We start from the raw sequence: 26,026 nt of genomic DNA, 5'->3' as shown, positions 1-26,026 counted from the left end.
CATGCAAAACTGTTCGCGATGTCCTCGCACACCTGTTCGCGATGTCCTCGGTCCAAACACCCTTGTGGGAGAAGGTGGATCGGCGCGCAGCGCCGAGACGGTTGAGGGGTGTTCCAGCGAAGTGAGACGCTGGCGTTCCCTGGAACACCCCTTATCCGACCGAGCTTCGCTCGGCCACCTTCTCCCACAAGGGGAGAAGGGAAAAACTACGCGGCCGCCCCGATGCGCTGCATATGGTTGTCCCAGACATAGTCGGGCTCGGAGCGCGTCGTGCCGCTGCCTTCGATGATTTCGCCAGCACCTGTCGTCGCCATGAAGCCCGGCCCGTCGGGCGCAAGGCCGCAGACCTCGACCAGCACCTTGGTGGTGACGATCTTGCCGCTGTCGGCGTCGATCACGGCCAGCGAATTGCCTTCCGGGGAAGACACGGCGATGGTTCCGGCGGCCGGATTGGCCGCGACCGAGCCGATATAGTTCTTGAAGCCGGACAGCACGTCCTGCGGCATGTCGATCAGCTGCAGGTCCTTGCCACGGGCAGCGCGGCCGACCAGCAGCGGACGGTCGGTGCCTGGACCACGATACTGGCAGCCGAACCAGATGGTGCCGGACGCATCGGCATCGATGTGGCGGATCGACAGTTGGTGCAGGGCTGCCGGCAGTTCGTGCCTTTCGATGAGGTCGCCGGTCACACGGTCGACCAGCACATAAGACGGCTTCATGGTCGCAATGTTCAGTTCGGCGCGGCCATAGTCCGGATGGGTCTCGATGCCGCCATTGGCGATGGCGATCGTCCTGCCGTCGCCAAGCAGCAGAAGCTCGTGCGGCCCCATGCCATAGGTCGGGAACTCGCCGATGCGGCTGAATTTGGCGCGTGCGTCGTAGATTCCGACGACGCCGGCGGCATTGTCGAAATCATTCTCGGTGGCGTAGAGCAGCGCCCCATCGGCCGAGAACACGCCATGACCAAAGAAATGCCGACCGGTAATGCTGGCAATGGTCTGCGGCGCTTCGCGGCCGGTGTGGTCGAAGACCACGGCGAAGGTGCCGGGCTGCCTGGCGAAGACCACGGAGCGCTTCGATACCGGATCGAAGGTGACGTCGTGGCCACGGTCGGGCAGGTCGATCGCATGCAGTAGTTTGCCGGCTTCCGACAGCACAGCCGCGCCAAAACTGCCGTCGCGCTTGACGAAGGCGGTGGCAAAGACCGCATCCGTGCTGAGCGTATTTGCCCAGGCCGGCGGCGCCATTGCCGCGACGAAGCCGGCGCCGGCGGCCTTCAGAAAATTGCGGCGATCGATCAGTGGCGTCCTCATGATCAGTCTCCGTCGAGCGAGGAGAAGCCGGCGGTCAGGCCGAATTCGGCCGTCAACCTGGTGCCGATCAAGCCTGACAGGCTGGAGGTGATCAGCGCGAAATGCTCGAGCTTCTCGCGCTCGGCCGGATCGGCCAGCGCCTTGTCGATCGGGCCCTGGACCGACTTCGCGGTGGCGACGCCGTTGACCAGCAGGATATGGATCGATTCCGCCATCCAGCGTGCATCCTCCGGCAACGCGTCGCCGAGCTTCGAGGCCTCAAACAGCGTGTCGATGCCGGAGAGATTGCCGGCCAACGACAGGCCGGTGTTTTGCGAGCGCCAGAAGATCGCCTGCCTAGGCTTGTCGGCATCGTGCTTGGCGCCGAGAAAACCCTTGAGGCGCACGTCGCGGACCATTTCCAGTTCATTGATGAAGACGCCGACCAGTTCGGTCACCGCTTCGGTGCCGTCGCGATAGAGCGCGTTGTCGGGTCCCGGATTGGCCCACAGCGCCGCAAAGCCGTCCGGCTTTTTCCAGGCTGCGTCGACGTCGGCGGCCATCGTCTCGATATTCTTGGCAATCGCCGCGCCGTAGGCGCAGCGGTACGGATCGTCCTTGCCGGCGAGCGCCTCGGCACCGTCGCCGTAAAGCACGAACTCCAGCGCTCCTAACCCCTGCATGGCGACGCTCTTGCCCGCCAGCTGCGCCGGGTCGCTGGCGGTCGGGTCCTTGGCGGCCAGAGCGGCCTGCACCTGCTTCAGGCCGATGCTCTTGCGGTCCGGCCAGTAGAGCATGCGCTCCAGCCGGTTGTTCTCCTTGATCGGCCCGAAGCCGATGATTTCGGCTGACGACCAGGCTGCGACCGTGGCCGAGAATTCGGCATGCGCGGCATCGAGATTGCCCTGCGAAGGCGCCTGGCAAAGCGCGTCCATGGCCTTGCCTAGGCCGTCCGCATGATCATGCAGACTGGCATAGGCGGGACGGACAAAGCCGTCGATCGCGCGCTGGATGACGTCGGAGGCTTTCACCGAGGCCGATGCCGGGGAGGACATGGCCAGCGCTAGCGCGAGGGCAGGCAAAAAGCGCTTCAGCATCAGAGTGACTCCAGGAATTTGATAAGAGCATCGCGGTCGCCCGCATCGGTAGCGGCAAAGCGGTCGCGCGCCTTCTGCCCCTCGCCGCCGTGCCAGAGGATAGCTTCGGTAAGCGTACGCGCACGCCCGTCATGCAGGAAGAAGCTGTTGCCGTTGACGGTCTTGGTGAGCCCGACTCCCCAGAGCGGCGGTGTGCGCCATTCGCTGCCCGTCGCCTCGCCAACGACCTGACCATCGGCGAGACCGGGACCCATGTCGTGTAGCAGGAAGTCGGAATAGGGCCAGACCAGCTGGAAGGCTTGCGCTTTGTTGGGCGTGCCGCGCATGGTGACGAATTTCGGCGTGTGGCAGGAGATGCAGCCCATGTCGTAGAACAGTTTCTTGCCGGCGAGCACGGCGGGATCGCCGACATCGCGCCGCGCCGGCACGGCAAGGTTCTGCGAATAGAAAGTGACGAGGTCCATCACCGGCGACGGCGCCTCGACCGCACCGAGCCGCTTCTGGACGCCGTTCGGCATGGCGAGGCAGGCCTTTTCGGTCGTGGTGCAATCGCCCCAATGGTTGGGCTCTTCCGGCGTCGAAATGCCGATATCGCCGTCAAAGGCATCCGCCGCCTGCTGGCGGACCGAGGCGGTTTGCGCCTTCCAGCCGAAGCGGCCGAGTGTCAGTTCGCCGCTGCTGACGTCGCGTACGATGTTGGGTTTGCCGGAAATGCCGTCGCCATCGCGGTCGTCCGGATCGGCATGGGCAAGAATATCGGCCGGTGCGATCTGTTCGATCAGGCCAAGGCCGATCATCGGCGGGGTCAGGCGCGGCGACACTGTGGTGTGCGGGTCGAGCGGGCCGTAGCCAAGACCATCGATGGCATAACTCGGTTTGCGCAGCGAAACGACGGTGCCGTCGCCAAGCGGAACCTTTTCATCGCCATAGTCGACACGCATGCGGCCTTCGCCCTTGAGCCCGGGAACCGCCAGTTCCTGCAATTGCGTGCCGTAGACAGGGTCGGGGAAGTTCAACACTTTGTGCCCGGTGATCTCGGCCTTTTCCTCCGCTGTGCCGGCATCGCGCGCCAGCCGCAGGAACATCGAGGTGGTGCGGCTGTCGGCTGACGGCGGACGGCCGCGGCCGTCCTTCAAATGGCAATTCTGGCAGGCACGCTCGTTGAACAGCGGCCCGAGACCATCCGAGGCCTGGGTCGAGGACGGCGACGACACCCAGTTCTTGCGAAAAAGCGCATTGCCGAGTTTGAAGGTGCCCTCTTCCTCGAAGGTGATGTTTTCAGCGGGTTGCGAGAAGGCGTCGCGGTCGACCTGCTTGCGCGAGGTGCCGGCGCCGCCTTGCATCGTTTCGAAGGCTTCGGGTTTGGAGAAATCGGTGGTCGGCCTGGCAACGGCGATGACGCGAGCCTGATCCTTCGGCGTCAGGTCGGTGCGGCCGGTGGCGAGGCCCGCCGGCTCCGGAGCGCCAGCCAGGGCCGGAAACGAAATCATCGCCAGGATGGTGATCGCAAGCCCGCGAAACGCCTGGTACCGTGGGTCTCCAAGGCGCAGCAGGCAATCGGCCCGCCGCAAGCGGCGCGGAAAATCTAGGAGGCGCCGCATTCCCGCATGGTCCTATTCCGCCTCATCCGCCGATGCGGCGTTGAGCTGACCGTACTTTTCCTCGCCGATCGAGGCCAGCAGGTCGAGCTGCGTCTCGAGGAAGTCGATGTGACCCTCCTCGTCGGCGAGCAATTCCTCGAACAGCTTCATCGTCACGTAGTCGCCTGCTTCTTCACAGATCTCGCGCGAACGCTTGTAGGCGGTGCGCGCGTCATATTCGCCGGCAAGATCGGATTCGAGCACTTCCTTGACGTTCTGGCCGATGCGCAAAGGCGCCACGGACTGCAGATTGGGGTGGCCTTCGAGGAAGATGATACGGGCCACCAGCCGGTCGGCATGGTGCATTTCCTCGATCGATTCGGCGCGTTCCTTCTTTGCCAGCTTGGCGTATCCCCAGTCCTCGAGCAGACGGAAATGCACCCAGTACTGATTGACGGCGCCAAGCTCCAGAAAAAGAGCCTCGTTAAGCCGCTCTATGATCTGCTTTTCGCCTTTCATGGGTTCTGCTCCCGTATTGGACGCGCAGGCCTCTAACGCGGTCCAGATGTGAAACGATGTCCACGCCGCTCGCCTCCGAGCGGGCGTGGTAATTCTCGGTGACCCTAATGATCGTTTCGACCACATTTGGGAAGCACCCGCAACAGCGGCCGCGCTTGTGCATGGCGTGATAGACTTTTGCCGGCACGATGAGCTGCCAGGGATCCTGATCCAGCAGATCGACGATTGTCTGCTCGATCTCCTTCTCGGTGATGATGTTGCAATGGCAGATCAGCATGGATTGGCTCTGGCTGACGGCGCCTCCTCCGCGCCGTCTGGCTGGTGGTTGGTTGGGGTCTTACTTGAACACCTTGTCCGGCGCGTCGAGGCTGTCGGAGCCCTCGAAGGCGATGTTGGTCAGCTTCAGCGCGCCGACAGCGCGTTCGACCGACTTGGTCTGGTCGACCAGCGCGTCGATTGCCGCCTGCACCGTGGCGTTGCCTTCGGTGTTGCCCTCGGCGATCTGCTGGTCATAGGCCTCACCGGCCACGGCCCGCGCCTTGATCGCCTCCATCTTGGCGACCGAGACGTCGAGCTTGTCGGACAGTTCCTTATCGATCGACGGATCGGCTGCCTTGACCATATCATGCACCGACGGGCCCGAAACGACGGTGCCGTCGAGGCGCGTGTAGCTGGCGAGGAAGGCGGCGCGGATGCCGACGGCGTCATAGAGATGCGAGTTGTAGGTGTTGTCGGAGAAGCAGTCATGCTCCTCTTCCGGATCATGCAGCAATAGACCGAGCTTCATGCGCTCGCCGGCCAGTTCGCCGTAGGACAGCGAGCCCATGCCGGTGAAGATCACCGAGATGGCGGTGTTCGGCTCGCCATCGACAAGGTTCTTGCGGGCAGCGCCGTCTTCCTTCCAATTGCCGACCATCTCCTGCAGGTCGGAGACCAGAAGGTCGCTGGCCGACTTCAGATACTGCGCGCGGCGATCGCAATTGCCGCCGGTGCAGTTCTTGAGGTCATAGTCGGTGTAGGGACGCTCGCCGGCGCCCGGGCCGGTGCCGTGCAGGTCCTGGCCCCAGAGCAGGAATTCGATGGCGTGATAGCCGGTGGCGACATTGGCTTCGATGCCGCCGGCCTCCTGCAGCGTGCCGGAGAGGAACTGCGGCGACAGCTTCGAGGCGTCGACCTTCTTGCCGTCGATCTCGATTTCCTTGTTGGCGATCACATTGGCGGTGTAGAGCGCGTTGGCATCGGACTCGGTGCCATAGCTCTTGGCGACGTAGTCGATCAGGCCTTCGTCCAGCGGCCAGGAGTTCACCTTGCCTTCCCAGTCGTCGACGATCTTGTTGCCGAAGCGGTAGACCTCGGTCTGCTGGTAAGGCACGCGCGATGCCTTCCAGGCATCGCGGGCGGCGTTGAGCGTGTCTGCCGAGGGATTGGCGAGCAGCGCGTCAACAGCCTTGTCGAGGGCCTGCGCCGTGGTCAGCGAATCCTCATATTTGGCCAGCGCGATGTCGGAATAGGTCTTGATGACCGCCTTGGCGTCGATCTCTGCCGCCTTGGCCGGCAGTATGAAAACCGCCGCCGTCAACATAGCCGTGGCACCGATCGCAGCCAGCCTGCCGCCATATCGTGCTGTCATCATCATTCTCCAGTTCAAAGGGAATTCGGTAAAAGGCGCGCGTGCCAAACGATGCCAGGACATGGGCATGCCATAGGACACAACGGATGCCGCGCCGCTGCGCGGTTCACGGAAGAAAGACACCAAATGCCTCCAATCGAACGGGTTCAAGGCCCAAACATCAAAGGGATGCGCTGACGCGCGAGCCTCCATAAAACGATGGCGGCGCCGGAAGTCAACTGGTCGACCCCAGAAAATTCAATCGAAACAATAGTTTAGAATTATTCTAAACTAGGACTATCAACTTTAAATCGTATCACCAGCAGCCAGGATGAGAGACACCGAGATTGACAGACGACCATTCCGGGTGCGACCCGGACCGGGGCTCTTGCGACGGCGGCAGACAATCGCCATCTGGCGGAACGGCTCACAATCGAAGCATGATGTCGTCCGAATACCGCTTCACACTTTTCGGCATCATGCTTCAGATTTGAAACAGGAATTCGGGTTGCGATGAAGAACGGTGTCGTCATTGTCGGTGCGGGTCATGCGGGCGTGCAAGCGGCCGCCAGCCTGCGCGAGGAAGGCTATGACGGACCGGTCGTGCTGATCGGCGACGAGAACGAGCTGCCTTACCACAAGCCGCCTTTGTCGAAGACCTTCATCAAGGATGCCGAGGCCAAGCCGCAGCCCTTGCGCGGCGAGGCTTTTTATACCGGCAGCTCCATCGACTTCAGGCCAGGCATCCTTATCGACAGCATCGATACGGCAGGCCACAGGCTGGACGTAGCCGGCGGCGGTGTGCTTGCCTTCGATCGCCTCATCCTGGCCACCGGTTCGCGGCCGCGGCTTCTTCCGCTGCCGGGCGCGGACCTCTCGGGCGTGCTGTCGCTGCGCTCGATCGCCGATGCGCGGCTGATCCGCGAGCTCAGTGCGCAGAGCGACGATGTCGTCATTCTCGGCGGCGGCTTCATCGGACTGGAGATCGCGGCGACGCTGCGAGCGGCGGGGCGAAACGTCACCGTGGTCGAAGCCGTCAACCGGCTGCTCGGCCGCGCCGTGGCGCCGGTGGTGGCGAGCCATGTCCGCCAGCGGCTGGAAACGATCGGCGTGCGCATCCTCACCGGCACCACGATTGCCAGGCTGGAGGGCGAAAACGGCCATGTCAGCGCCGCCATCACCTCCACCGGCGAAAGGCTGCCGGCGCGCATGGTCATTGTCGGCATAGGCGCCGTGCCGAATGTAGAACTGGCGCAGGCTGCAGGTCTGACCGTCGCCAACGGCATTCGTGTCGACCAGCAGATGCGCACATCAGTGCCCGACATCCTTGCCATCGGCGACGCTGCCTCTTACCGCCACTGGTCGACCGGCGGCGACGTGCGGCTGGAATCGGTGCAGAACGCCACCGACCAGGCGCGGCTCGCCGCGCGCACGATCACTGGCCATGCCGACGCCTATGCGGCGGTGCCATGGTTCTGGTCGGACATCGGCGACATGAAATTGCAGATGGTCGGACTGACCTCGGGCGGCGACAGCCATGTCGTGCTGGGCGACCTCGGCGACAACAAGTTCTCGATCTACCATTATGCCGGCAACCGGCTGCTCGGCATCGAATCGGTCAACCGCCCGGGCGATCACATGCTCGGCCGCAAGATGCTCGGCGCCGGATTTTCGCCAACGCCGCAGACGGTTGCAGAGGGGCCTGATGGTTTGAAGGCTGCGCTGGCGGCGTTTCAGCAGGATGAGCCAGCAAGGGCTGCGGGCTAGTTTTGAAGGGTCGTGTCCGAGCAACGAGTAGGAGCTACCCCGTGAGCAGCGAATATCTCAGTGAGTTGATCCGCCGCGATCAAGACCGTCAACGGCTTCGACATCTCCTCCTTAAGGGCGCGTCATCCGAGCCGGGTCCTCCGGTTGATGATGGCTATTTCGCTGAATTGCGAAAGCGAGCGCAGAGTAAATCGGCGGACAACTGGTATTGGCAATAGGCGTCAATTTAGAGCGTCTGCGCCGCCCCTCATCCGCCTGCCGGCACCTTCTCCCCGTGAACGGGGAGAAGGCAAGCGCGTCTCAAGCCGCGCAGACTTCGCGGATCGAGCTTTCCAGGATGTCGAGCGCCTCGTTCATGACGTTGTCCTGGATGGTGATCGGGGCAAGGAAACGGATGACGTTGCCGTAGACGCCGCAGGTCAGCAGGATCAGGCCCTTGTCGAGCGCCTTCAGCCGGATCGCATTGGCGATCTCGGCCGACGGCAGGCCTTTCTTGACGTCGTTGAATTCGACCGCGTTCATGAAGCCGAGGCCCCTTATATCGACAATTTCGGGCACGTCGTCACGGATCGCCTGCAGCCGCTGCTTCAGCCGGGCGCCCAGCGTGTTGGCGCGGTCGCACAGCTTTTCATCCTCGATCACGTCGAGCACGGCGTGTGCTGCAGCGACACCGATCGGGCTGCCGCCATAGGTGCCGCCGAGGCCGCCGGGGCCGGGCGCATCCATGATTTCGGCGCGGCCGGTGACCGCCGCCAGCGGGAAGCCGCCGGCCAGGCTCTTGGCCATGGTGGTGATGTCGGCCGCAACCTCGTGATGGTCCATGGCGAACATCTTGCCGGTGCGGGCAAAGCCGGTCTGCACCTCGTCGGCGATGAGCAGCATACCGTGCTGGTCGCAGAGTTTGCGCAGCGCCGTCAGGAACTCGCGCGGCGCGTCATAGAAGCCGCCCTCGCCCTGCACCGGCTCGATGATGATGGCGGCCACGCGGGCCGGATCGACATCGGCCTTGAACAGTCTGTCGAGCGCCGCCAGCGAATCCGCGACCGACACGCCGTGCAGCGGTACCGGGAACGGCGCATGGTAGACGTCACCCGGCATGGCGCCGAAGCCGACCTTGTAAGGCACGACCTTGCCGGTCAGCGCCATGCCCATGAAGGTGCGGCCGTGGAAACCGCCGGCGAACGCGATGACGGCCTGGCGTCCAGTGGCGTTGCGGGCGATCTTGATGGCGTTCTCGACGGCTTCAGCGCCCGTGGTGACGAAAATGGTCTTCTTCTCGAACTTGCCGGGCAGCATGGCGTTCAGCCGTTCGGCCAGCCTGACGTAGCTCTCATAAGGCACCACCTGGTGGCAGGTGTGGGTGAAGCGGTCGAGCTGCGCCTTGACCGCCTCGATCACCTTGGGGTGGCGATGGCCGGTGTTGACGACGGCGATGCCGGAGGAGAAGTCGATATAGCGGCGGCCTTCGACGTCCCAGATCTCCGAATTCTCGGCGCGGTCGGCGTAGATCTGCGTCGTCATGCCGACGCCGCGCGAAATCGACTGGTTCTTGCGTTCGGAAATGGCTGCGTTCTTCATGGTCATCCCTCGCCGGGCTGGCGCCCGCTCTTGCTTGACAGGTCTCGAGCCTGTTCTGGTCTTATTTCACGTTTTCCTCAAGTCGGCACCATCGCCCGGCGATTGGGCCTGCCGTCGGTGCACGGCACGTCGACAGGTCCTAACCCGCTGACCGATACGCGTACGAGATCGGTTTCCTTTTCCTTGGGATCGATTATCCTCCCGATGTCTGTGACAGCTCACCCGTCATGAGCGTTCCGGATCGGTGAGGGACCCTATGAGCAGAAACGCGACATCGTCCGCCCCGCATTCATCGGCCTCAGGCCTCTTCTCGTTTTCCCCGATCCTTCTAGTCTGTGCGATCGCACCGCTCGTTCTGGCCGGCTGCCAGAAGCAGGAGGCGGCCGCCAAGAAACTGCCGATCATGGTGCGCACCGAGACGGTGGCGATGGCCGACTATGCGCCGAGGACCTCGCTGACCGGCGTGATCGCGGCGCGCACGCTGAACAATCTGTCGTTCCGCGTCGGCGGCCGCGTCGCCGAACGCCTCGTCGATGTCGGCCAGCATGTCGGCAAGGACGACGTGCTTGCCCGCATTGATCCGCAGGAACAGGAGTCCGATTTGCGCTCGGCGCAGGCCGATCTCGACGCAGCGCAGGCGCAACTGACCCAGGCCGCCGCCACCTTCGAACGGCAAAAGACGCTGCTTGCCCAGGGATTCACCACCAGACGCGACTATGATGCGGCCGACCAGGCGCAGAAGGTGGCCCAAGGCGGTGTCGATCAGGCGCAGAGCGCGCTTTCCAACGCCAGGGAGAACCTGTCCTTTACCGAGCTCAAGGCGGGTGCCGCCGGGGTCATCACCGCCCGCCAGGTCGAGGCCGGGCAAGTGGTGCAGGCGGCACAGACCGTCTTCACCGTCGCCGAGGACGGTGACCGCGATGCGGTGTTCAATGTCCAGGAAACGCTGGTCGCCAAAACGGCGCCATCGCCTTCGGTGACGATTACGCTGCTGGCCAACCCGCAGGTGAAGGCCTTGGGCAAGGTGCGCGAAGTCTCTCCCGCGGTCGATCCGGCTTCGGGGTCGGTCCGGGTCAAGGTCGGCATTGCCGACACGCCGGCCGGCATGCCGCTCGGCGCCACCGTCATCGGCTCGGTCAACGCCAGGCCGGCGAAGGCGGTCATCCTGCCGTGGCAGGCGCTGACCTCGATCGAGGGCAAGCCGGCCGTCTGGGTCGTCGACCCCTCGTCCAAGGCAGTGACGTCGACATTGGTCAATGTGCTGGCGTTCGATTCCGGCGTGGTCGTCGTCGACAAGGGACTGGAGGCCGGCCAAAGCGTCGTCACCGCCGGCGGCCAGCTGCTCAGCCCCGGACAGACGGTTGAAATCTCGGGAGTCGGACAATGAGGCGGCTGCGTATCCTGCTTCTCGTGCCCGCTCTGTTTTCAGTTGCGATGCTCGTTGCCTGTTCGAAGTCGGAGGAAAGGCCCCCCGAGATCATCCGGCCGGTGCTGTCGATGGTGATCGAGCCGCAGACGACGCAGACCTTCGGCTTTGCCGGTTCCATCGAGCCGCAGGTCAGCGCCGACCTCGCCTTCCGCCTGCTCGGCCGGGTCGTCTCGCGCGACGTCAAGGTCGGCGATATCGTCAGCAAGGGCACAACGATCGCCACGCTCGATCCGACGGCGCTCGAACTTGCGGTCCAGGCGGCAAAGGCGGAACTCTCCAATGCCGAGGCGCAATTCACCAACGCCGCCGCCAGCGAGGACCGCCAGCGCCAGTTGCTCGCCGCGGCCAACACCTCGCAGGCCGTCTTCGATGCCGCGCAGCAGGCCAGGCAAGCGGCCGAAGCCGGCGTCGAGCGGGCCAAGGCAGCGCTTGCCAAATCGCAGGAGCAGCTTGGCTATGCCCGGCTGTTCTCGGACTTCGACGGCGTCGTCACCGCCACCGGCGCCGAGGTCGGCCAGACAGTTTCTGCTGGGCAAACCATCGTCACCGTGGCGCGTTCGGATTTGCGCGAGGCGGTGGTCGACATTCCCGACCAGTTGACCGGCGACCTCGCCGTCGGCACGCCATTCGAAGTCATCCTGCAATCGCTGCCATCGATCCAGACAGAAGCGACATTGCGCGAGATCGCGCCGCAGGCCGATAGTTCGACCCGCAGCCGCCGCGTCAAGCTGACGCTCACCGATCCGCCGCAGGCCTTCCGGCTCGGCTCGACGGTGACGGCGACACGGGTAGCCAAGGTGGCGCCGACGATCGAGCTGCCGCTGTCGGCGCTGCTGCAGAAGAATGGCGGCGACAAGGTCTGGATCGTCGATGAAAAGACATCGAGCGTCTCGACGCGCGACATCAAGATCGCCTCGAAGGGCGCCGCCAGCTTCATCGTCGCCGAAGGACTTGAGGCCGGGATGCGCGTCGTCACCGCCGGCGTCCACAGCCTGGTGGACGGCCAGAAGGTCAAGATTCCACAAGGAGGGGCGTCATGAAGGGGTTCAACCTCTCCGACTGGGCGCTCAACCACCGCTCGCTGGTCTGGTACTTCATGCTGGTCTTCGTCATCGCCGGCATCTTCGCCTACCTCAATCTCGGCCGCGAGGAAGATCCGAACTTCACCATCAAGACCATGATCGTCCAGGCCAATTGGCCGGGCGCCTCGGTCAACGAGACGGTGCGGCAGGTCACCGATCGCATCGAAAAGAAGCTCGAGGAACTGGACAGCCTCGACTTCACCCGCTCGGTCACCACCGCCGGCAAGACCGTCATCTTCGTCAACCTGAAGGACACCACCAAGGCGCGCGATGTCGTTGCGAATTGGACCCAGGTGCGCAACATGGTCAACGACATCGCGCCCCAATTTCCGCAAGGCGTGCAGGGTCCGTTCTTCAATGACCGCTTCGGCGACGTCTTTGGCAACATCTACGCCTTCACCTCGGACGGGCTGAGCCCGCGCCAGTTGCGCGACTATGTCGAGGAAGTCAGGACCCAGATCCTGACTGTGCCCAATGCCGGCAAGGTCGATCTGGTCGGCGCCCAGGACGAAGCCATCTATCTCGAATTTTCGACCCGCCAGATCGCAGCCCTCGGCCTCAACCAGCAGGCGATCGTGGCCAGCCTGCAGGCGCAGAACGCCATCACGCCGTCGGGCGTCGTCGAATCCGGACCCGAGCGCGTCAGCGTGCGGGTCGGCGGCCAGTTCACCTCCGAGGAGAGCCTGCGCGGCATTAATCTGCGCGTCAACGACCGCTTCTTTCGGCTGAGCGATGTGGCGACGATCCGACGCGGCTATGCCGACCCGCCGACGGCGCTGTTTCGCTTCAACGGGCAAGACGCGATCGGTCTCGCGATCGGTATGAAGCCCAACGCCAATCTGCTCGAATTCGGCGCCGCACTCGAGAAGAAAATGGACGAGGTGCTGGCCGACCTGCCGGTCGGCGTCGGCGTGCACCTGGTCGCCGATCAGCCGGTGATCGTCGAGGAGGCAGTTTCGGGCTTCACCCGCGCGCTGGCCGAGGCGGTCGCCATCGTGCTTGCCGTGTCCTTCATCAGCCTCGGCATGCGCGCCGGCTTCGTCGTGGCGCTGTCGATCCCGCTGGTGCTGGCTATCACTTTCACGGTCATGGCCTATCTCGGCATATCGCTGCAGCGCATTTCGCTCGGCGCGCTGATCATCGCACTCGGCCTTTTGGTCGACGACGCCATGATCGCGGTCGAGATGATGGTGGCGCGGCTGGAGGTCGGCGACAATCTGCGCAAGGCGGCGACCTACGTCTACACCTCGACTGCTTTCCCGATGCTGACCGGTACGCTGGTGACGGTCGCCGGCTTCATCCCGATCGGCCTCAACAACAGCGCCGCCGGCGAATACACATTTACGCTGTTCGTCGTCATCGCGGTGTCGCTGCTGGTGTCATGGATCGTGGCGGTGCTGTTTGCACCGCTGCTCGGCGTCACCATCCTGCCGGCGACGATGAAGCAGCATCACGAAAAGCCCGGACGTTTCACCGGCGGGTTCCGGCGCGTGCTGGTCGGTTCGGTGCGCCATCACTGGCTGACCATCATCGTCACGGTGCTGTTGTTTGCCGGTTCGATAGCCGGCTTCGGTCTCGTCCAGCAGCAGTTCTTCCCGCCTTCCGATCGGCCGGAGCTGATCGTCGACTGGAACCTGCCGCAGAACTCGTCGGTCACCGAAACGCGCGATCAGATCGAGCGTTTCGAAGGCCGCGCGCTGGCCGGCAACCCTGATATCGACCATTTCTCGTCCTATGTCGGCCAGGGTGCGGTTCGCTTTCTGCTCTCATTCGACGTGCAGCCGGCCAATCCCTATTTCGGCCAGACGGTCATCGTCACCAAGAGCATCGAGGCACGCAACCGGCTAAAGCCGATGCTTGAAAAGCTGCTGCGCGAGGAGTTTGTTGGCACCGATGCCTTCGTCAAGCCGCTTGAGCTCGGGCCGCCGGTCGGGCGCCCGGTGCAGTACCGCGTCGGCGGACCCGATATCCAGACGGTGCGGGAACTGGCGCAGCAAGTCGCCGGCCTGATGTCGGCCAATCCGAAGCTCGCGGCGCCGACTTTCGACTGGAACGAGCCGCAGCGTGTGCTGCGGGTCGATGTGCTGCAGGACAAGGCGCGCCAGCTCGGCATCACCTCGTCCGACATCGCCAGTGCGCTGAACAGCACGGTCGGCGGCGCCACCATCACCCAGGTGCGCGACGCCACCTACCTGATCAACGTCATCGCCCGCTCGCGCGAGGCCGAGCGCGGCTCGATCGACACGCTGCAGAACATGCAGCTGCCGACCGGCAATGGCGAGGCGATCCCGCTCGCGGCGGTGGCCAACTTCCGCTACGACCTCGAACAGCCGACGGTATGGCGGCGCAACCGCATCCCGACGATCACCGTGCGCGCCGGCCTGGTCGGCGACGTGCTGCCGGCAACCGTCGTGAACGAATTGAAGCCGTCGGTCGACGCCTTCATCGCCAAGCTGCCCCCGGGCTATTCGGTGGCGACGGCCGGCTCGGTCGAGGAAAGCGCCAAAAGCCAGGGACCGATCGCCGCCGTCGTGCCGCTGATGCTGTTCGTCATGGCGACCATCCTGATGATCCAGCTGCAAAGCTTCCAGCGGCTGTTCCTGGTGGTGGCGGTGGCGCCGCTCGGGCTAATCGGCGTGGTCGCGGCCCTGGTGCCGAGCGGCGCGCCCCTCGGCTTCGTCGCCATTCTCGGCGTGCTGGCGCTGATCGGCATCCTGATCCGCAACTCTGTGATCCTGATCGTGCAGATCGAGGACCTCGTCGCCGAAGGCACGGACCGCTGGGCAGCCGTGATCGAAGCGACCGAGCACCGCATGCGGCCGATCGCGCTGACGGCCGCGGCCGCCAGCCTGGCGCTGATCCCGATCGCGCGCGAAGTGTTCTGGGGCCCGATGGCCTACGCCATGATGGGCGGCATCATCGCCGGCACCGCGATCACGCTGCTGTTCCTGCCGGCGCTCTATGTGACGTGGTTCCGGATCAAGGAGCCTAGGGTGGAGGCGGATAACGGTGTGGTCGATAGCCCTGCTGTTGCGGAGACATAGGGTAGCGTTCTGTCGCGCCCCCCTCTGTCCTGCCGGACATCTCCCCCACGAGGGGGGAGATCAGCGGTTTCCCGCGCCGCGTTCGTCTTTCAACGTAGAAGATTGGCGAAAGCCGTGATGACGGCCAATCTCCCCACTTGTGGGGGAGATGGCCGGCAGGCCAGAGGGGGGCGCGAAGGAACTGGGCTTCGATAGTTGCCAGCTACCCCCGCACAAACCCCTCGCTCGCCCGGAGCAGATTGTGCGTGTAGTCGGCGCTCACCCGGTGCGCGATCAGCTGGCTGGCGTTGAGTGTTTCCACCGCCTCGCCGCTCTGCATCACCATCAGCCGCTCGCACATATGGGTGATGATGGCGAGGTCGTGACTGACCATCAGGAAGGTGAGCTTGCGCCGCCGGCGAACCTCTTCGAGCAGATTGAGCACCTCGGCCTGAACCGAGGCATCGAGCGCCGAGGTCGGCTCGTCCAGCAAAAGGATCGATGGTTCGAGGATCAGCGCGCGGGCAATCGCGACACGCTGGCGCTGACCGCCGGAGAGCTGGTGCGCGTAGCGGAAGCGGAAGCCGTTGCCGAGACCGACCTCGTCCAGCGCGCGCTGGATACGCAGTTCGCCGTCGGCAAAGCCGTGGATGGCGAGCGGCTCCTGCAGCAGGCGGTCGACGGTTTGGCGCGGGTGCAGCGAGCCATAAGGGTCCTGGAAGACCATCTGCACTTCGCGATAGAAGGCCTTGTCGCGGCGCGCGCCCAGCGTCTTGCCGTTGACGGTGATAGTTCCGGACGCTGCCGGCACGAGACCGGCAATCGCCTTGAGGAGCGTCGACTTGCCGGAGCCGCTCTCGCCGACCAGGCCGAAGGACTCGCCTGACTTTACCTCGAGGCTGACGCCTTTCAGCGCGCGGAAGCGGTCGAACACCACCTCCAGCCCCTCAATGGAAATGGCTGATGTCATGCCGCCCACTCCGGCTTGCGGTCGAGCACCGGCAACGGATGGCGTTCGTAACCGATCCTGGGCATGCAGTTGAGCAGGCCGCGCGTGTAAGGGTGCTGGGCGTCGCGGAGTTCGGACGCCTTGATCTGCTCCACCACCTTGCCGGCATACATGACGATGACCCGGTCGCAGAAGGAGGAGACCAGGCGCAGATCGTGCGAGATGAAGATCAGCCCCATGCCGCGCTCGCCGACCAGCCTGTCGAGAATGTTGAGCACATCGAGCTGTACGGTGACGTCGAGCGCCGAAGTCGGCTCGTCGGCAATCATCAGTTCCGGACCGGCGATCAGCATCATGGCGATCATGGCGCGCTGGCCCATGCCGCCGGAGACCTCGTGCGGATGCAGGTCGAAGACACGCGCCGGGTCGCGGATCTGCACGGCTTCCAGCATGGCAAGCGCGCGCTCGCGCGCTTCGGCCTTGGAAACTTTCTCATGCGTGCGCAGCGTCTCGACGATCTGGCGGCCGATGCTCATCACCGGGTCGAGCGAATATTTCGGATCCTGCAGGATCATGGCGATGCGGTTTCCGCGCAAAGCCCGGCGTTGACGGGCCGGCATGGCCAGGAGGTCGGCGTCATCGAAGGCGAGCTTCTTCGCCGTCACCAGCGCCTGCGGCGGCGTAACGCCCATGATGGCGCGGCCGGTCTGCGACTTGCCCGAACCGCTTTCGCCGACAATGCCGAGCCGTTCGCGGCCAAGCGAGAAGGAGACGCCGCGCACCGCCTGGATGAGGCCGGTGCGGGTCGGGAAATCGACGCGCAGGTCGTCGACCTCCAGCAATGTGCCTGTCGCGCTGCTCATTGGTCCCCGCTCCTTGGATCGAGCGCGTCGCGCAAACCGTCGCCAAGCAAGTTGAAGCCGAGGCTGACGATCAGGATGGCAAAGCCGGGCGCGCCGGCCACCCACCATTGGTCGAGGACGAAGCGGCGGCCGGACGCGATCATCGTGCCCCATTCCGGCAGCGGCGGTTGCGCGCCGAGGCCGAGGAAGCCGAGGCCGGCAGCGGTGAGGATGATGCCGGCCATGTCGAGCGTCACCCTGATGATCAGCGAGGAAATGCAGAGCGGCATGATGTGGCGCAGCACGATCCTGAATGGCGAGGCGCCCATCAATTGCACCGCCTTGATGTAATCGGAATTGCGAACCGTCATCGTTTCCGCGCGGGCAATTCGAGCGTAGGGCGGCCATGAGGTGATGGCGATGGCCAGCACCGCGTTCTCGATGCCGGGGCCAAGTGCCGCGACAAAGGCCAGCGCCAAGATCAGCTTGGGGAAGGCGAGGAAAATGTCGGTGATGCGCATCAGGATGGCATCGGTCCAGCCGCCGGCATAGCCAGCGACGGTGCCGACCAGCAGGCCGATGGGCGCTGCGATGATGGCGACAAGGATGACGACATAGAGCGTCCAGCGCGAGCCAAAGAGGATGCGCGAATAGATGTCGCGGCCGAGATCGTCGGTGCCGAACCAGTGCGCCGCGCTCGGCGCCAAAAGACGCGCATTCTTCAAATCGCCAATGGTCGGCGAGTAAGGCGCCAGAACATCGGCGAAGGCCGCCACGACCAGCAGCGCGATGATGATGAGCAGGCCAAGAAATGCCAGCCGGTTGGCGGAAAAGCGCCGCCAGGCGACATAGGCGCGGCCGAGCCTTGCTTGCATGCGCGAAACCGGCCGATCGCTGAGCAGCCACTCGCGGCGAGTCTGGATTGCCTCGGCGCTCATCCTGTCTTCGTCCTCGGATCAAGCACCTTGTAGAGCAGGTCGGACAGGAGATTGATGCCGATGAACACCGAGCCGATGACGATGGTGCCGCCGAGCACGGCGTTCATGTCGGCGTTCTGCAGCGAATTGGTGATGTAGAGGCCGATGCCGGGCCAGGAGAACACAGTCTCGGTCAGCACGGAACCTTCGAGCAGCCCTGCATAGGACAGCGCGATGACCGTGACCATCGGCACGGCCGCGTTGCGCAGCGCATGGCCCCAGATGATGCGCGTCTCGGACAGGCCCTTGGCGCGCGCGGCAACAATGTATTCCTGCGTCAGCTCGTTCAGCATGAAGGAGCGCGTCATGCGGCTGATGTAAGCCAGCGAGAAGTAGCCGAGCAGTCCCGCCGGCAGGATGATGTGGCGGTAGGCGTCGTAGAAGACGTCCCACTGGCCCTGCATAGCCGCGTCGAGAAGATAGAAGCCGGTGATTGGCGTGAAGGTGTATTCGTAGACGACGTCGAGACGCGCCGGGAACGCCACCCATTGCAGCTTGGCGTAGAACAGCACGAGCCCGAGCAGCCCCAGCCAGAAGATCGGCACGGAATAGCCGATCAGGCCAATGACACGCACGATCTGATCGATGACGCTGCCGCGTTTGACGGCGGCCAGAACGCCGAGCGGCACGCCGATGACCGAGCCGATCAGCGTGCCCAAAGTCGCGAGTTCGATGGTTGCCGGAAAGGCACGACGGATGTCGGTCATGACCGGATTGGTGGTCAGTACCGAAGTGCCGAAATCCCCATTCAGCGCATTCTTCACGTAGATATAGAACTGCTCGATGAGCGGCAGGTCGAGCCCCATCTCGCGGCGAGTGCGCTCGACCACATTGAGAGGCGCCCTGTCACCCAGCACCGCCAGCACAGGGTCGATCGGGATAACGCGGCCGATGAAGAAGGTCACCGCGAGCAGGCCAAGATAGGTCGTGATCGCGATGACCAGGAAGCGGCCGATCGCCGATGCAATTGCGACGGCGGGGGGGCTCCCGCGCCCGCCCTGGTTTTCAATCGCGCTCATACGGTGCGCCCGTGGGCATTACTCTTTCGAGACCGGGCCGACGAAGTTGCTGTCGAAGCTCGGGCCGAGCGCGAAACCCTTGAGGTTCTTGCGCAGGCCGGCCACTTCGAGCTGCTGGTGAATGATCACGAAGGGGCTGGTGTCGAGGATCTTCTGCTGCAGATCCTTATACAAGTCGGCGCGCTTGCCAGCGTCCTTCTCCAGAAGTGCTGCTTCCGTTTGCTTAGTCAGGTCCGGAATGTCCCACGAATTGCGCCAGGCGAGCGTGTGGGACTTGCCGGCATCCGAATTGTCAGGGTTCGAGGCGAAGGTCTGGGCATTGGAGTTCGGATCGAAATAGTCCTGGCCCCACTGACCGATATAGATGTCATGATTGCGGGCGCGATACTTGGTCAGCGTCTGCTTGCCGTCGCCGGGGATGATCTCCAGTTTGATGCCGGCCTGGCCGAGCGTCTGCTGGATCGATTCCGCCATGCCCGTGTATGGCTGGCCGGTGCGCACGTCCATGGTCACCTTGAAGCCGTCCGGCAGGCCGGCCTTTGCCAATAGTTCTTTGGCCTTGGTAACGTCGAGCTTGAACGGATTGTCGTCGACGGCGCCAAGATCGCCCTTGGGCAGGAAGGACTGGTGGATCTCCCCGATGCCCTTGAGGATGGTCGAGCTCAGCGCGTCGTAATCGACGAGATACTTGAACGCCTGGCGCACCTCCGGCTTGGCGAGGTTCGGATTCTTCTGGTTGAGGCTGATGTAGAAGACCGTTCCCTTCGGGGCGCTGGTGGTGGTCAGGTCGGCGTTCTTGGCGATGGCGTCGAGGTCGTTCGGCTCGAGATTGCGGGCAACGTCGATGTCGCCGGCTTCGAGTGCCAGGCGCTGCGCCGAGCTCTCCTTCATGTTGCGATAGATGACGCGGGCAAGCTTGGCCTTCTCGCCATTGTAGTTGTCGTTGCGCTCCATGACGACGGCTTCGTTGGCGCGCCATTCGCGCAGCTTGAACTGGCCGGAGCCGGCATAGCCGGTCTTCAGCCAGGCATTGCCGAAGTCGTTGTCCCATTTGTAGTCGGCACTCGGCGTGGCCGCGGCGACATGTTCCTTGACCAACTTGGCGTCGACCACGGAAGCAACCGTTGCCGAGAGGCAGTTCAAGACGAAGCTCGGCGCATAGGCCTTGTCGACGGTGAACTGGAAGGTAGTGTCGTCGACAGCCTTGGCCTTGTCGGTGACGTTGTCACCGCTGATGCCGAACTGGCCGATGATGAAGGCCGGGCTCTTGTCCAGCTTAACGGCGCGCTCGAACGAATAGGCGACGTCGGCGGCTGTGATCGGATTGCCGGAGGCGAATTTCAGGCCAGGCTTGAGCTTGAATGTATAGACCAAGCCATCGTCGGAGACGGTCCAGCTTTCGGCGAGATCGCCCTTGACCTTGGAGGTGTCGCTTAGGTCGAGGCGGACCAGCAAATCATAGGTGTTGCCGGTGACCTCGGCGGTGGACAGTTCGAACGCCTCGCCCGGATCCATGGAGATGATGTCGTCGATGGCAAAACCTTCGACCAGCGTGTCGGCGGGCGTCACGGCAAAGGCCGGCGCCACAAGCAGCGCGGACAGCGCGGCTCCTGCGAGCAATGCGCGCGAGCGTAGAGCAAACTTTTCCATCATCATGGTGATTGTTCCCTGTTTTGTTGATTGTTGACCCCGAGTTCCCGGCTCAGGGCTGCAGCGTTCTTTTTCGCGGCCGGAGGACGGCCGTTCAACCCCTAACGTGTTGGTTTTTGTCCATTTGGTCAACACCCTATCCGGCGGCCCTCCAACCGGCAACGGACATTTATGAGCCGGCCCATTGGAGCGGAATAGGCCACGCGCGTCGAAGCATGGGCCGGCCAATTGCAGCCGCCGATCGGGAAAAATCTACTCATGTCCGTACTACTTGATCGCGGCGACCAGATCGGCGTCGGGAAAGCAGGTGGCGGCGCGGCCGTTTTTGGCCTGCCAGCCGCCTATCGAGCGGCGCGTCTTGAAGCCGGGCAGACCGTCGGCGCTGCCGACATCGAAGCCCTTGGCCTCCAGCGCCCGTTGCAGCGCGGCGATGTCGGAGCGATGCAGGCCACCGACCGGACCCCATTTGCCTGCGAAGTCTGCATCGCCGTGAGCGATGCGGTCGGCGCCATGGCCGATGAACAGGGCGTAGAGGTCGCTGGTGTTATACTGTTTCAGCACGTAGAAATTGGGCGTCGCGATGAAGGCCGGACCGCTGCGCCCGGCCGGCATCAGCAGAAAGCCTTCGGCCTTCAGCTCGCTGGCCGGAAAGGCTTTGCCGCCGACACGGCTGATGCCCATCGCCGCCCAGGCTGAGATTTTCTTGCCCTGGTCCGGGCCTTCGAGTGAGCAGGAGACGCTTTCCGGCACCGTGACCTCGAAACCCCAGCCGCGACCCTTCACCCAGCCATAATGGACGAGATAGTTGGCGATCGAGGCCAGCACGTCGGGAGTCGAATTCCAGATGTCGGCCCGGCCGTCGCCGTCGAAATCGACGGCATGCTTCAGGAACGAGGTCGGCATGAATTGCGGCTGGCCGAGCGCGCCGGCCCAGGAGGATTTCATGGCGCCGACCTGGGCCAGCCCGCGCTCGACGATCTCAAGGGCGGCCAGCACTTCGGTGCGAAAAAAATCCTTCTTGGTCGACATGAACGCCTTGGTGCCCAGCACCTCGAACGCGTCGTAAGGCATTTTCGCGGCGCCGAAGCCGGTCTCGCGGCCCCAAATCGCCAACAGCACTTCACCCGGCACGCCGTAGCGTTTCTCGATGGCGGCCAGCGTCCTGGCGTTGGCCGCTTCGCGCGTTCGCCCACCTGATGTGACGGCGCGCACCGTTTTTTCGGCGAAATAGGCACCGGGCGAGCCGAACTCGGCCTGATGCTGCTTTTGCGGGGTCTTGGGCTTTTCTCCGGGTAGGACGAGGTCGGGCAATTTGAGGTTCGGCTTCACGCCGTCGAAGGCGGCATCGAAGGTGGATTTGGAGATGCCTTTGGCTTTTGCTTCGGGCCAGAGGTCGGTCTGCAGCCAGGCGCGGAACTGGTCGTCGATTTTGGCGGCGGAGGCGGGAGCTACAAAAAGCAGGGCGATAAGGGATGCGAGAAGCGTAACGGCGCGAAGGAATGCAGTCATCTCAGCACCCTCCCCGCCAATTGCGTCAAAACGCCGTCCGCGATCGCAACGCGGCGGCCAGTGTACCCTCATCGAGATAGTCCAACTCACCGCCAACGGGCACACCATGGGCGAGCCGTGTCACCTTGACCTCGAAACCCGAGAGCTGGTCGGTCAGGTAATGCGCCGTCGTCTGGCCCTCGACCGTGGCGTTGACGGCGAGAATGACCTCCTTGACCTCTCCGCCGGCAACACGGTCGACCAGCGAGCGGATGTTGAGTTGTTCGGGGCCGACGCCGTCGAGCGGCGACAGCGTGCCGCCAAGAACGTGGTAGCGCACATTCATCGCTGCTGCCCGCTCCAACGCCCAGAGATCCGAGACATCCTCGACGACGATCAGCGTGCTGGCATCGCGGCGCGGATCGGTGCAAATCATGCACGGGTCTGACGTATCGACATTGCCGCAGGTCGTGCAGATGCGCACCTTGTCGGCGGCCTCGCCCATGGCGGCGGCGAGCGGCGACAAAAGCTGCTCCTTCTTCTTGATGAGGTGCAGTGCCGCGCGCCGCGCCGAACGCGGCCCAAGTCCCGGCACCTTGGCCAGGAGCTGGATCAGGCGTTCGATCTCGGGACCGGCGATTCGCTTGGACATCGCACTGATCTAGGATTTTTCGGCGCGCTTTGAAACATGCACCAAACGCATGGAGCCCACCATGCTGCCATGGCGGGCTCTGAAAAGGCTTCAGGCGTCAGTAGGCCGAGAGCGGCCGGGTCTGGTCGGCAATCATCGCGCCGATGGCGTCGGTGTTCTCGGGCGTCGACTGGAAGCCCATCGACGCTTCCTGCGTCGCCGAAGGTACCGAGGTGATGTAGCGGGCGTTCAGCGTGCCACCGAAGCGCGAGGCATCGGGCTCGGCCATCGGCTCCTGCATCGCCACTTCCGTCTGCTTGGTGGCGACGCGGGCGCCATTGGCGGGCGCCACGGCAGCCGTCACATAGGTCTGCTCGACCGGGGCCTGGCTAGCCTTGGCCGCGCGAACTGCCGCAGCCTGCTTGGCGGGGTCCGGACGGACGATCGTTTTCACCACCGGCTCGGCGTAAGCCACCTGCACCGGCGCTTCAGCCACGCGCGCGCGCGGCGTCACTGAAGCAACCATGGTTGTCGGTTCATCCGGCAGCGGCTGCCAGTTGCGGCCGCGCTTCTCGTAGAAAGCATTGCCGCCGGCAACCATGGTGTAGTGCATGTTCTTGTACGGGAACTTCAGGCCGGCGGTGTGGAAGTACATCGTGTTCTTAAGCTTGGCCTTGCGCTCGCCCTTGAGCACGGCGTCAGCAGCTTCCTCGACATCGGGCATCGCCTTGGAATTCATCGGCCGCGTCATCACGCCGGGCGCGAACTGGCCCGGTTCGCCCACCACCTGGCAAATGGTGCTGCCATGGTTGCCGGAGCGCAGCCGGTTCATCACCACCGTGCCGACGGCGATCATGCCGTCACGGCTCGAGCGGTTGGACTCGAAGAACATTGCCCGCTCAAGACATTCCTTCTCCTTCGGCGTGTGGCCGTAGGCGCGAGTCGAGAGGAAGCTGGGCGTGATGGCGTCGGTCAGGCTGGCGACCGACATGCCGTGCGAAGAAGTGGTCTGGCTGCAACCCGCCAGGAACAAGGGGGAGAAGATGATGCCGAGCAACAGCGGCGTCTTCCATCGCGTCGCGATCAACAAAAGTGCCTCATTTTCCAGATGCCAACCCGTCCCAGGATGTGGCAAGAATGAGACTCTTAAAGGCAAAAAGATGGCTAAAGGATTAGCATTCGTGCAGCATAGGTAAAACTTTATAAATGCTCGGATATGTCCGCGTGAGCAATGCCGGAGAAAGTCTTAACAATAGCCCCCGCAGCCGATTTCCGTTCATAATCAATTAACTGGTGAAGCCGGCTCAGAAGGGCAATTTCATTCCGGGCGGGATCGGCAAGCCTGCCGTCAGCGCCTTGGTCTTCTCCTGCATGATCTGCTCGACCTTATTTTTGGCGTCATTGTGGGCGGCCAGAAGCAGGTCTTCCAGGATCTCGACATCGTCCTCCTTGAACAGGGACGGGTCGATCTTCAGCGACTTCATCTCGAACTTGCCGGTCAGCGTGACGCTGACCAGGCCGCCGCCGGCCTGCCCACTTGCTTCAAGCGTGGCGATCTCGTCCTGCATGGCCTGGAACTTGGCCTGCATTTCCTTCGCCTTGCCCATCAGGCCGAGAAGATCTTTCATGGTCAGGTCCTTTGCGGATTCGTGCTGTGGTCAGGTTTCGTCGTCGTCGCCCGGTGGCTCGACCGGCACTTCGGCCTTGTCCGCATCGACGTCCGGCGCGTCGGGAATGCGCACGTCGATGATCTTGGCGCCGGGAAAGCGCGCCAGGATGGCGGCGACCGCCGGATCGCTTTTCGCATCGGAGAAAGCGGTCTCGCGCTTGGTCGATTCCATCTCGGCCAGCGTCTGGCCGCCTTCTTCCTTCGACAGCGACACCAGCCAGTTGCGGCCGGTCCAGGCGCGCAGCTTGGCGGTCAGCTCGTTGAGCAGCATTTTCGGCGCATCGTCGGTCAGGCTGACGTCGATGCGGCCGGGTTCGATGCGCACCAGTCGCACGCAGCGCTTGACCTGCACCTTGAAGGCCATATCGCGCTGCTGGTCGGCAAGGGCGACGATATCGGCCAGCGACTTCACCGGCACAGGCGGCGTCTCGACCACCGGCTCGGGTGCGGCAACGAAGCTCGCCGGCAACGGTTCGGGCTCGACCAGCCGCATGGTCTGCGCGCCACTGCCACCGGAATTCGGCATGCGCGGCTGGGCCACGGCACTTGCGCCGCCATTGCCTGGTGTTGCCGGGCCGAGGCTGGCCGGCGCTCCGTTCGGACGCGGCGCGCCGCTCGAAACTGAGACACCGCTCTCCAGCGATTTCAGCGCCTCGTCCAGCGTCGGCAGGTCGGCGGCATGCGCCAGCCGGATCAGCACCATTTCGCCAGCGCTGACCGGGCGGTTGGAAGACTGCACCTCCGGGATGCCTTTCAACAGCATCTGCCAGGTCCGCGACAGTACCTTGACCGACAGCGCGCTCGCGAATTCGGCGCCGCGCCGGCGCTCGTCCTCGGACAAAGAGGCATCGTCGGCGGCAGTCGGCACGAAGCGCAGCCGGGTGACGAGATGGTTGAATTCGGCCAGATCGGTGAGCACCGCAGCCGGGTCGGCGCCGGTGTCATACTGGTTGCGGAATTCGGCCAGCGCTGCGGCGACGTCGCCTTTCATCACATGTTCGAACAGGTCGACGATGCGGGCGCGGTCGGCCAGCCCCAGCATGGCACGCACCGCCTCGGCACTGACGGCGCCGCCGCCATGGGCGATCGCCTGGTCGAGGATGGACAGCGAATCGCGGGCCGAGCCTTCGGCGGCGCGCGCGATCGTGGCCAGCGCGTCGTCGTCGACCGATATGCCTTCCTTGCCGGCAATCGACGAGAGATGCGCGACCAGCGCGCCGGCATCGATGCGCCTCAAATCGAAGCGCTGGCAGCGTGACAGGACGGTGATCGGCACCTTGCGGATTTCGGTGGTGGCGAAGATGAATTTGACGTGCGGCGGCGGCTCTTCCAGCGTCTTCAACAGGCCGTTGAAGGCCTGGGTGGAGAGCATGTGCACTTCGTCGATGATGTAGACCTTGTAGCGCGCCGACACCGGGGCATAGCGCACGCGCTCGATAATGTCCCTGATGTCGTCGATGCCGGTGTGGGAGGCGGCGTCCATCTCGATGACGTCGACATGGCGGCCTTCCATGATCGCCTGGCAATGCTCGCCCAAGACGGCAAGGTCGACCGATGGCTGGTCGACTGTCGGCGTCTTGTAGTTGAGCGCCCGCGCCAGAATGCGCGCCGTGGTCGTCTTGCCGACGCCGCGCACGCCGGTCAGCATCCAGGCCTGGGCGATGCGGCCGGTGGAGAAAGCGTTGGTCAGGGTGCGGACCATCGGCTCCTGGCCGATCAGTTCGGAGAAATTCGCCGGACGGTACTTGCGCGCCAGCACACGATAGGCGGCGGCCTTTTGCTTATCCAGGTTTTCTGGGCCCGAATTTCCGGCTTCGCTCATTCG

General features: G+C 63.9%; 21 protein-coding genes. 4 read left to right on the top strand and 17 right to left on the bottom strand.

The genetic code is table 11. The features are described 5' to 3' along the window. Nucleotides 1-206 precede the first annotated feature (206 nt). Genes FJV77_RS20955 through FJV77_RS20930 form a run of 6 tightly spaced genes read right to left on the bottom strand, consistent with a single transcriptional unit; the run spans nt 207 to nt 6,118 of the window. Nucleotides 207-1,313 (bottom strand): DUF1513 domain-containing protein, encoded by a 1,107-nt coding sequence (locus FJV77_RS20955; protein ID WP_142868536.1) that lies wholly within the window; start codon nt 1,311-1,313, stop codon nt 207-209. A 2-nt stretch (nt 1,314-1,315) separates the two neighbouring features. Continuing rightward, nucleotides 1,316-2,389: an imelysin family protein gene (locus tag FJV77_RS20950; protein ID WP_142868535.1), complete on the bottom strand. Its 1,074-nt coding sequence runs from the start codon at nt 2,387-2,389 to the stop codon at nt 1,316-1,318. Further along, on the bottom strand, nt 2,389-3,990 hold the full coding sequence (locus FJV77_RS20945; RefSeq protein WP_142868534.1) for a di-heme oxidoredictase family protein: 1,602 nt from the start codon (nt 3,988-3,990) through the stop codon (nt 2,389-2,391). Before FJV77_RS20945 ends, FJV77_RS20950 begins: the two co-directional genes overlap by 1 nt. Before the next feature lie 12 nt (nt 3,991-4,002). Then, nucleotides 4,003-4,488 (bottom strand): bacterioferritin, encoded by a 486-nt coding sequence (gene bfr, locus FJV77_RS20940; RefSeq protein ID WP_142868533.1) that lies wholly within the window; start codon nt 4,486-4,488, stop codon nt 4,003-4,005. Then, nucleotides 4,454-4,765, bottom strand: a complete 312-nt coding sequence (locus FJV77_RS20935; protein ID WP_142868532.1) for a (2Fe-2S)-binding protein — start codon at nt 4,763-4,765, stop codon at nt 4,454-4,456. The genes bfr and FJV77_RS20935 overlap by 35 nt, the downstream gene beginning before the upstream one ends. A gap of 60 nt (nt 4,766-4,825) precedes the next feature. Next, a complete protein-coding gene (locus tag FJV77_RS20930; RefSeq protein WP_142868531.1) occupies nt 4,826-6,118 on the bottom strand; it encodes an imelysin family protein in 1,293 nt (430 codons plus the stop codon). 492 nt (nt 6,119-6,610) lie between these two features. Here FJV77_RS20930 and FJV77_RS20925 point away from each other — a divergent pair, with 492 nt between their 5' ends. After that, nucleotides 6,611-7,864 carry an FAD-dependent oxidoreductase gene (locus FJV77_RS20925; RefSeq protein ID WP_142868530.1) on the top strand — a complete coding sequence of 418 codons (1,254 nt, stop codon included), beginning with the start codon at nt 6,611-6,613 and terminating at the stop codon, nt 7,862-7,864. Nucleotides 7,865-8,164: 300 nt separating this feature from the next. Here FJV77_RS20925 and FJV77_RS20915 read toward each other — a convergent pair whose 3' ends face one another. After that, nucleotides 8,165-9,442 (bottom strand): 4-aminobutyrate--2-oxoglutarate transaminase, encoded by a 1,278-nt coding sequence (locus FJV77_RS20915; protein WP_142868528.1) that lies wholly within the window; start codon nt 9,440-9,442, stop codon nt 8,165-8,167. 256 nt (nt 9,443-9,698) lie between these two features. Between FJV77_RS20915 and FJV77_RS20910 the strand changes: the two genes are divergently transcribed. From FJV77_RS20910 to FJV77_RS20900, 3 genes are read left to right on the top strand one after another with little or no spacing between them, the layout of a single operon-like run. Next, nucleotides 9,699-10,829 carry an efflux RND transporter periplasmic adaptor subunit gene (locus FJV77_RS20910; protein WP_142868527.1) on the top strand — a complete coding sequence of 377 codons (1,131 nt, stop codon included), beginning with the start codon at nt 9,699-9,701 and terminating at the stop codon, nt 10,827-10,829. Continuing rightward, entirely contained in the window at nt 10,826-11,911 is a 1,086-nt protein-coding gene (locus FJV77_RS20905; protein WP_185970383.1) for an efflux RND transporter periplasmic adaptor subunit, read from the top strand. Before FJV77_RS20910 ends, FJV77_RS20905 begins: the two co-directional genes overlap by 4 nt. Beyond that, nucleotides 11,908-14,997 carry an efflux RND transporter permease subunit gene (locus FJV77_RS20900; RefSeq protein ID WP_142868526.1) on the top strand — a complete coding sequence of 1,030 codons (3,090 nt, stop codon included), beginning with the start codon at nt 11,908-11,910 and terminating at the stop codon, nt 14,995-14,997. The genes FJV77_RS20905 and FJV77_RS20900 overlap by 4 nt, the downstream gene beginning before the upstream one ends. Before the next feature lie 202 nt (nt 14,998-15,199). Here the strand turns inward: FJV77_RS20900 and FJV77_RS20890 are convergent, their stop codons facing one another. The 10 genes from FJV77_RS20890 to FJV77_RS20845 all read right to left on the bottom strand — a co-directional run bounded on the left by FJV77_RS20890 (nt 15,200) and on the right by FJV77_RS20845 (nt 26,023). Next, a complete protein-coding gene (locus FJV77_RS20890; RefSeq protein WP_142868525.1) occupies nt 15,200-15,946 on the bottom strand; it encodes an ABC transporter ATP-binding protein in 747 nt (248 codons plus the stop codon). Next, nucleotides 15,943-16,788 carry an ABC transporter ATP-binding protein gene (locus FJV77_RS20885; protein WP_142868524.1) on the bottom strand — a complete coding sequence of 282 codons (846 nt, stop codon included), beginning with the start codon at nt 16,786-16,788 and terminating at the stop codon, nt 15,943-15,945. Before FJV77_RS20885 ends, FJV77_RS20890 begins: the two co-directional genes overlap by 4 nt. Beyond that, the gene (nikC, locus tag FJV77_RS20880; RefSeq protein ID WP_142868523.1) at nt 16,785-17,705 is read right to left on the bottom strand and encodes a nickel transporter permease; all 921 of its coding nucleotides are present in this window, start codon (nt 17,703-17,705) and stop codon (nt 16,785-16,787) included. Before nikC ends, FJV77_RS20885 begins: the two co-directional genes overlap by 4 nt. Further along, nucleotides 17,702-18,763, bottom strand: a complete 1,062-nt coding sequence (locus FJV77_RS20875) for an ABC transporter permease (RefSeq protein ID WP_142868522.1) — start codon at nt 18,761-18,763, stop codon at nt 17,702-17,704. Before FJV77_RS20875 ends, nikC begins: the two co-directional genes overlap by 4 nt. Before the next feature lie 18 nt (nt 18,764-18,781). After that, nucleotides 18,782-20,419, bottom strand: a complete 1,638-nt coding sequence (locus tag FJV77_RS20870) for an ABC transporter substrate-binding protein (protein WP_142868521.1) — start codon at nt 20,417-20,419, stop codon at nt 18,782-18,784. A 261-nt stretch (nt 20,420-20,680) separates the two neighbouring features. After that, nucleotides 20,681-21,922 carry a lytic murein transglycosylase gene (locus FJV77_RS20865; RefSeq protein WP_142868520.1) on the bottom strand — a complete coding sequence of 414 codons (1,242 nt, stop codon included), beginning with the start codon at nt 21,920-21,922 and terminating at the stop codon, nt 20,681-20,683. A 25-nt stretch (nt 21,923-21,947) separates the two neighbouring features. Continuing rightward, on the bottom strand, nt 21,948-22,553 hold the full coding sequence (gene recR / locus FJV77_RS20860) for a recombination mediator RecR (RefSeq protein ID WP_142868519.1): 606 nt from the start codon (nt 22,551-22,553) through the stop codon (nt 21,948-21,950). 97 nt (nt 22,554-22,650) lie between these two features. Continuing rightward, nucleotides 22,651-23,619, bottom strand: a complete 969-nt coding sequence (locus FJV77_RS20855) for a cell wall hydrolase (RefSeq protein ID WP_142868518.1) — start codon at nt 23,617-23,619, stop codon at nt 22,651-22,653. 217 nt (nt 23,620-23,836) lie between these two features. Then, on the bottom strand, nt 23,837-24,160 hold the full coding sequence (locus FJV77_RS20850) for a YbaB/EbfC family nucleoid-associated protein (RefSeq protein WP_112560695.1): 324 nt from the start codon (nt 24,158-24,160) through the stop codon (nt 23,837-23,839). A 30-nt stretch (nt 24,161-24,190) separates the two neighbouring features. Further along, nucleotides 24,191-26,023 (bottom strand): DNA polymerase III subunit gamma/tau, encoded by a 1,833-nt coding sequence (locus tag FJV77_RS20845; protein ID WP_142868517.1) that lies wholly within the window; start codon nt 26,021-26,023, stop codon nt 24,191-24,193. Nucleotides 26,024-26,026: the final 3 nt, after the last annotated feature.

This window comes from Mesorhizobium sp. WSM4306 (assembly GCF_007003975.1).
Classification (GTDB): domain Bacteria; phylum Pseudomonadota; class Alphaproteobacteria; order Rhizobiales; family Rhizobiaceae; genus Mesorhizobium.
Note: the sequence above shows the minus strand (reverse complement) of the source record. Positions and strands in the feature narration are given on the sequence as shown.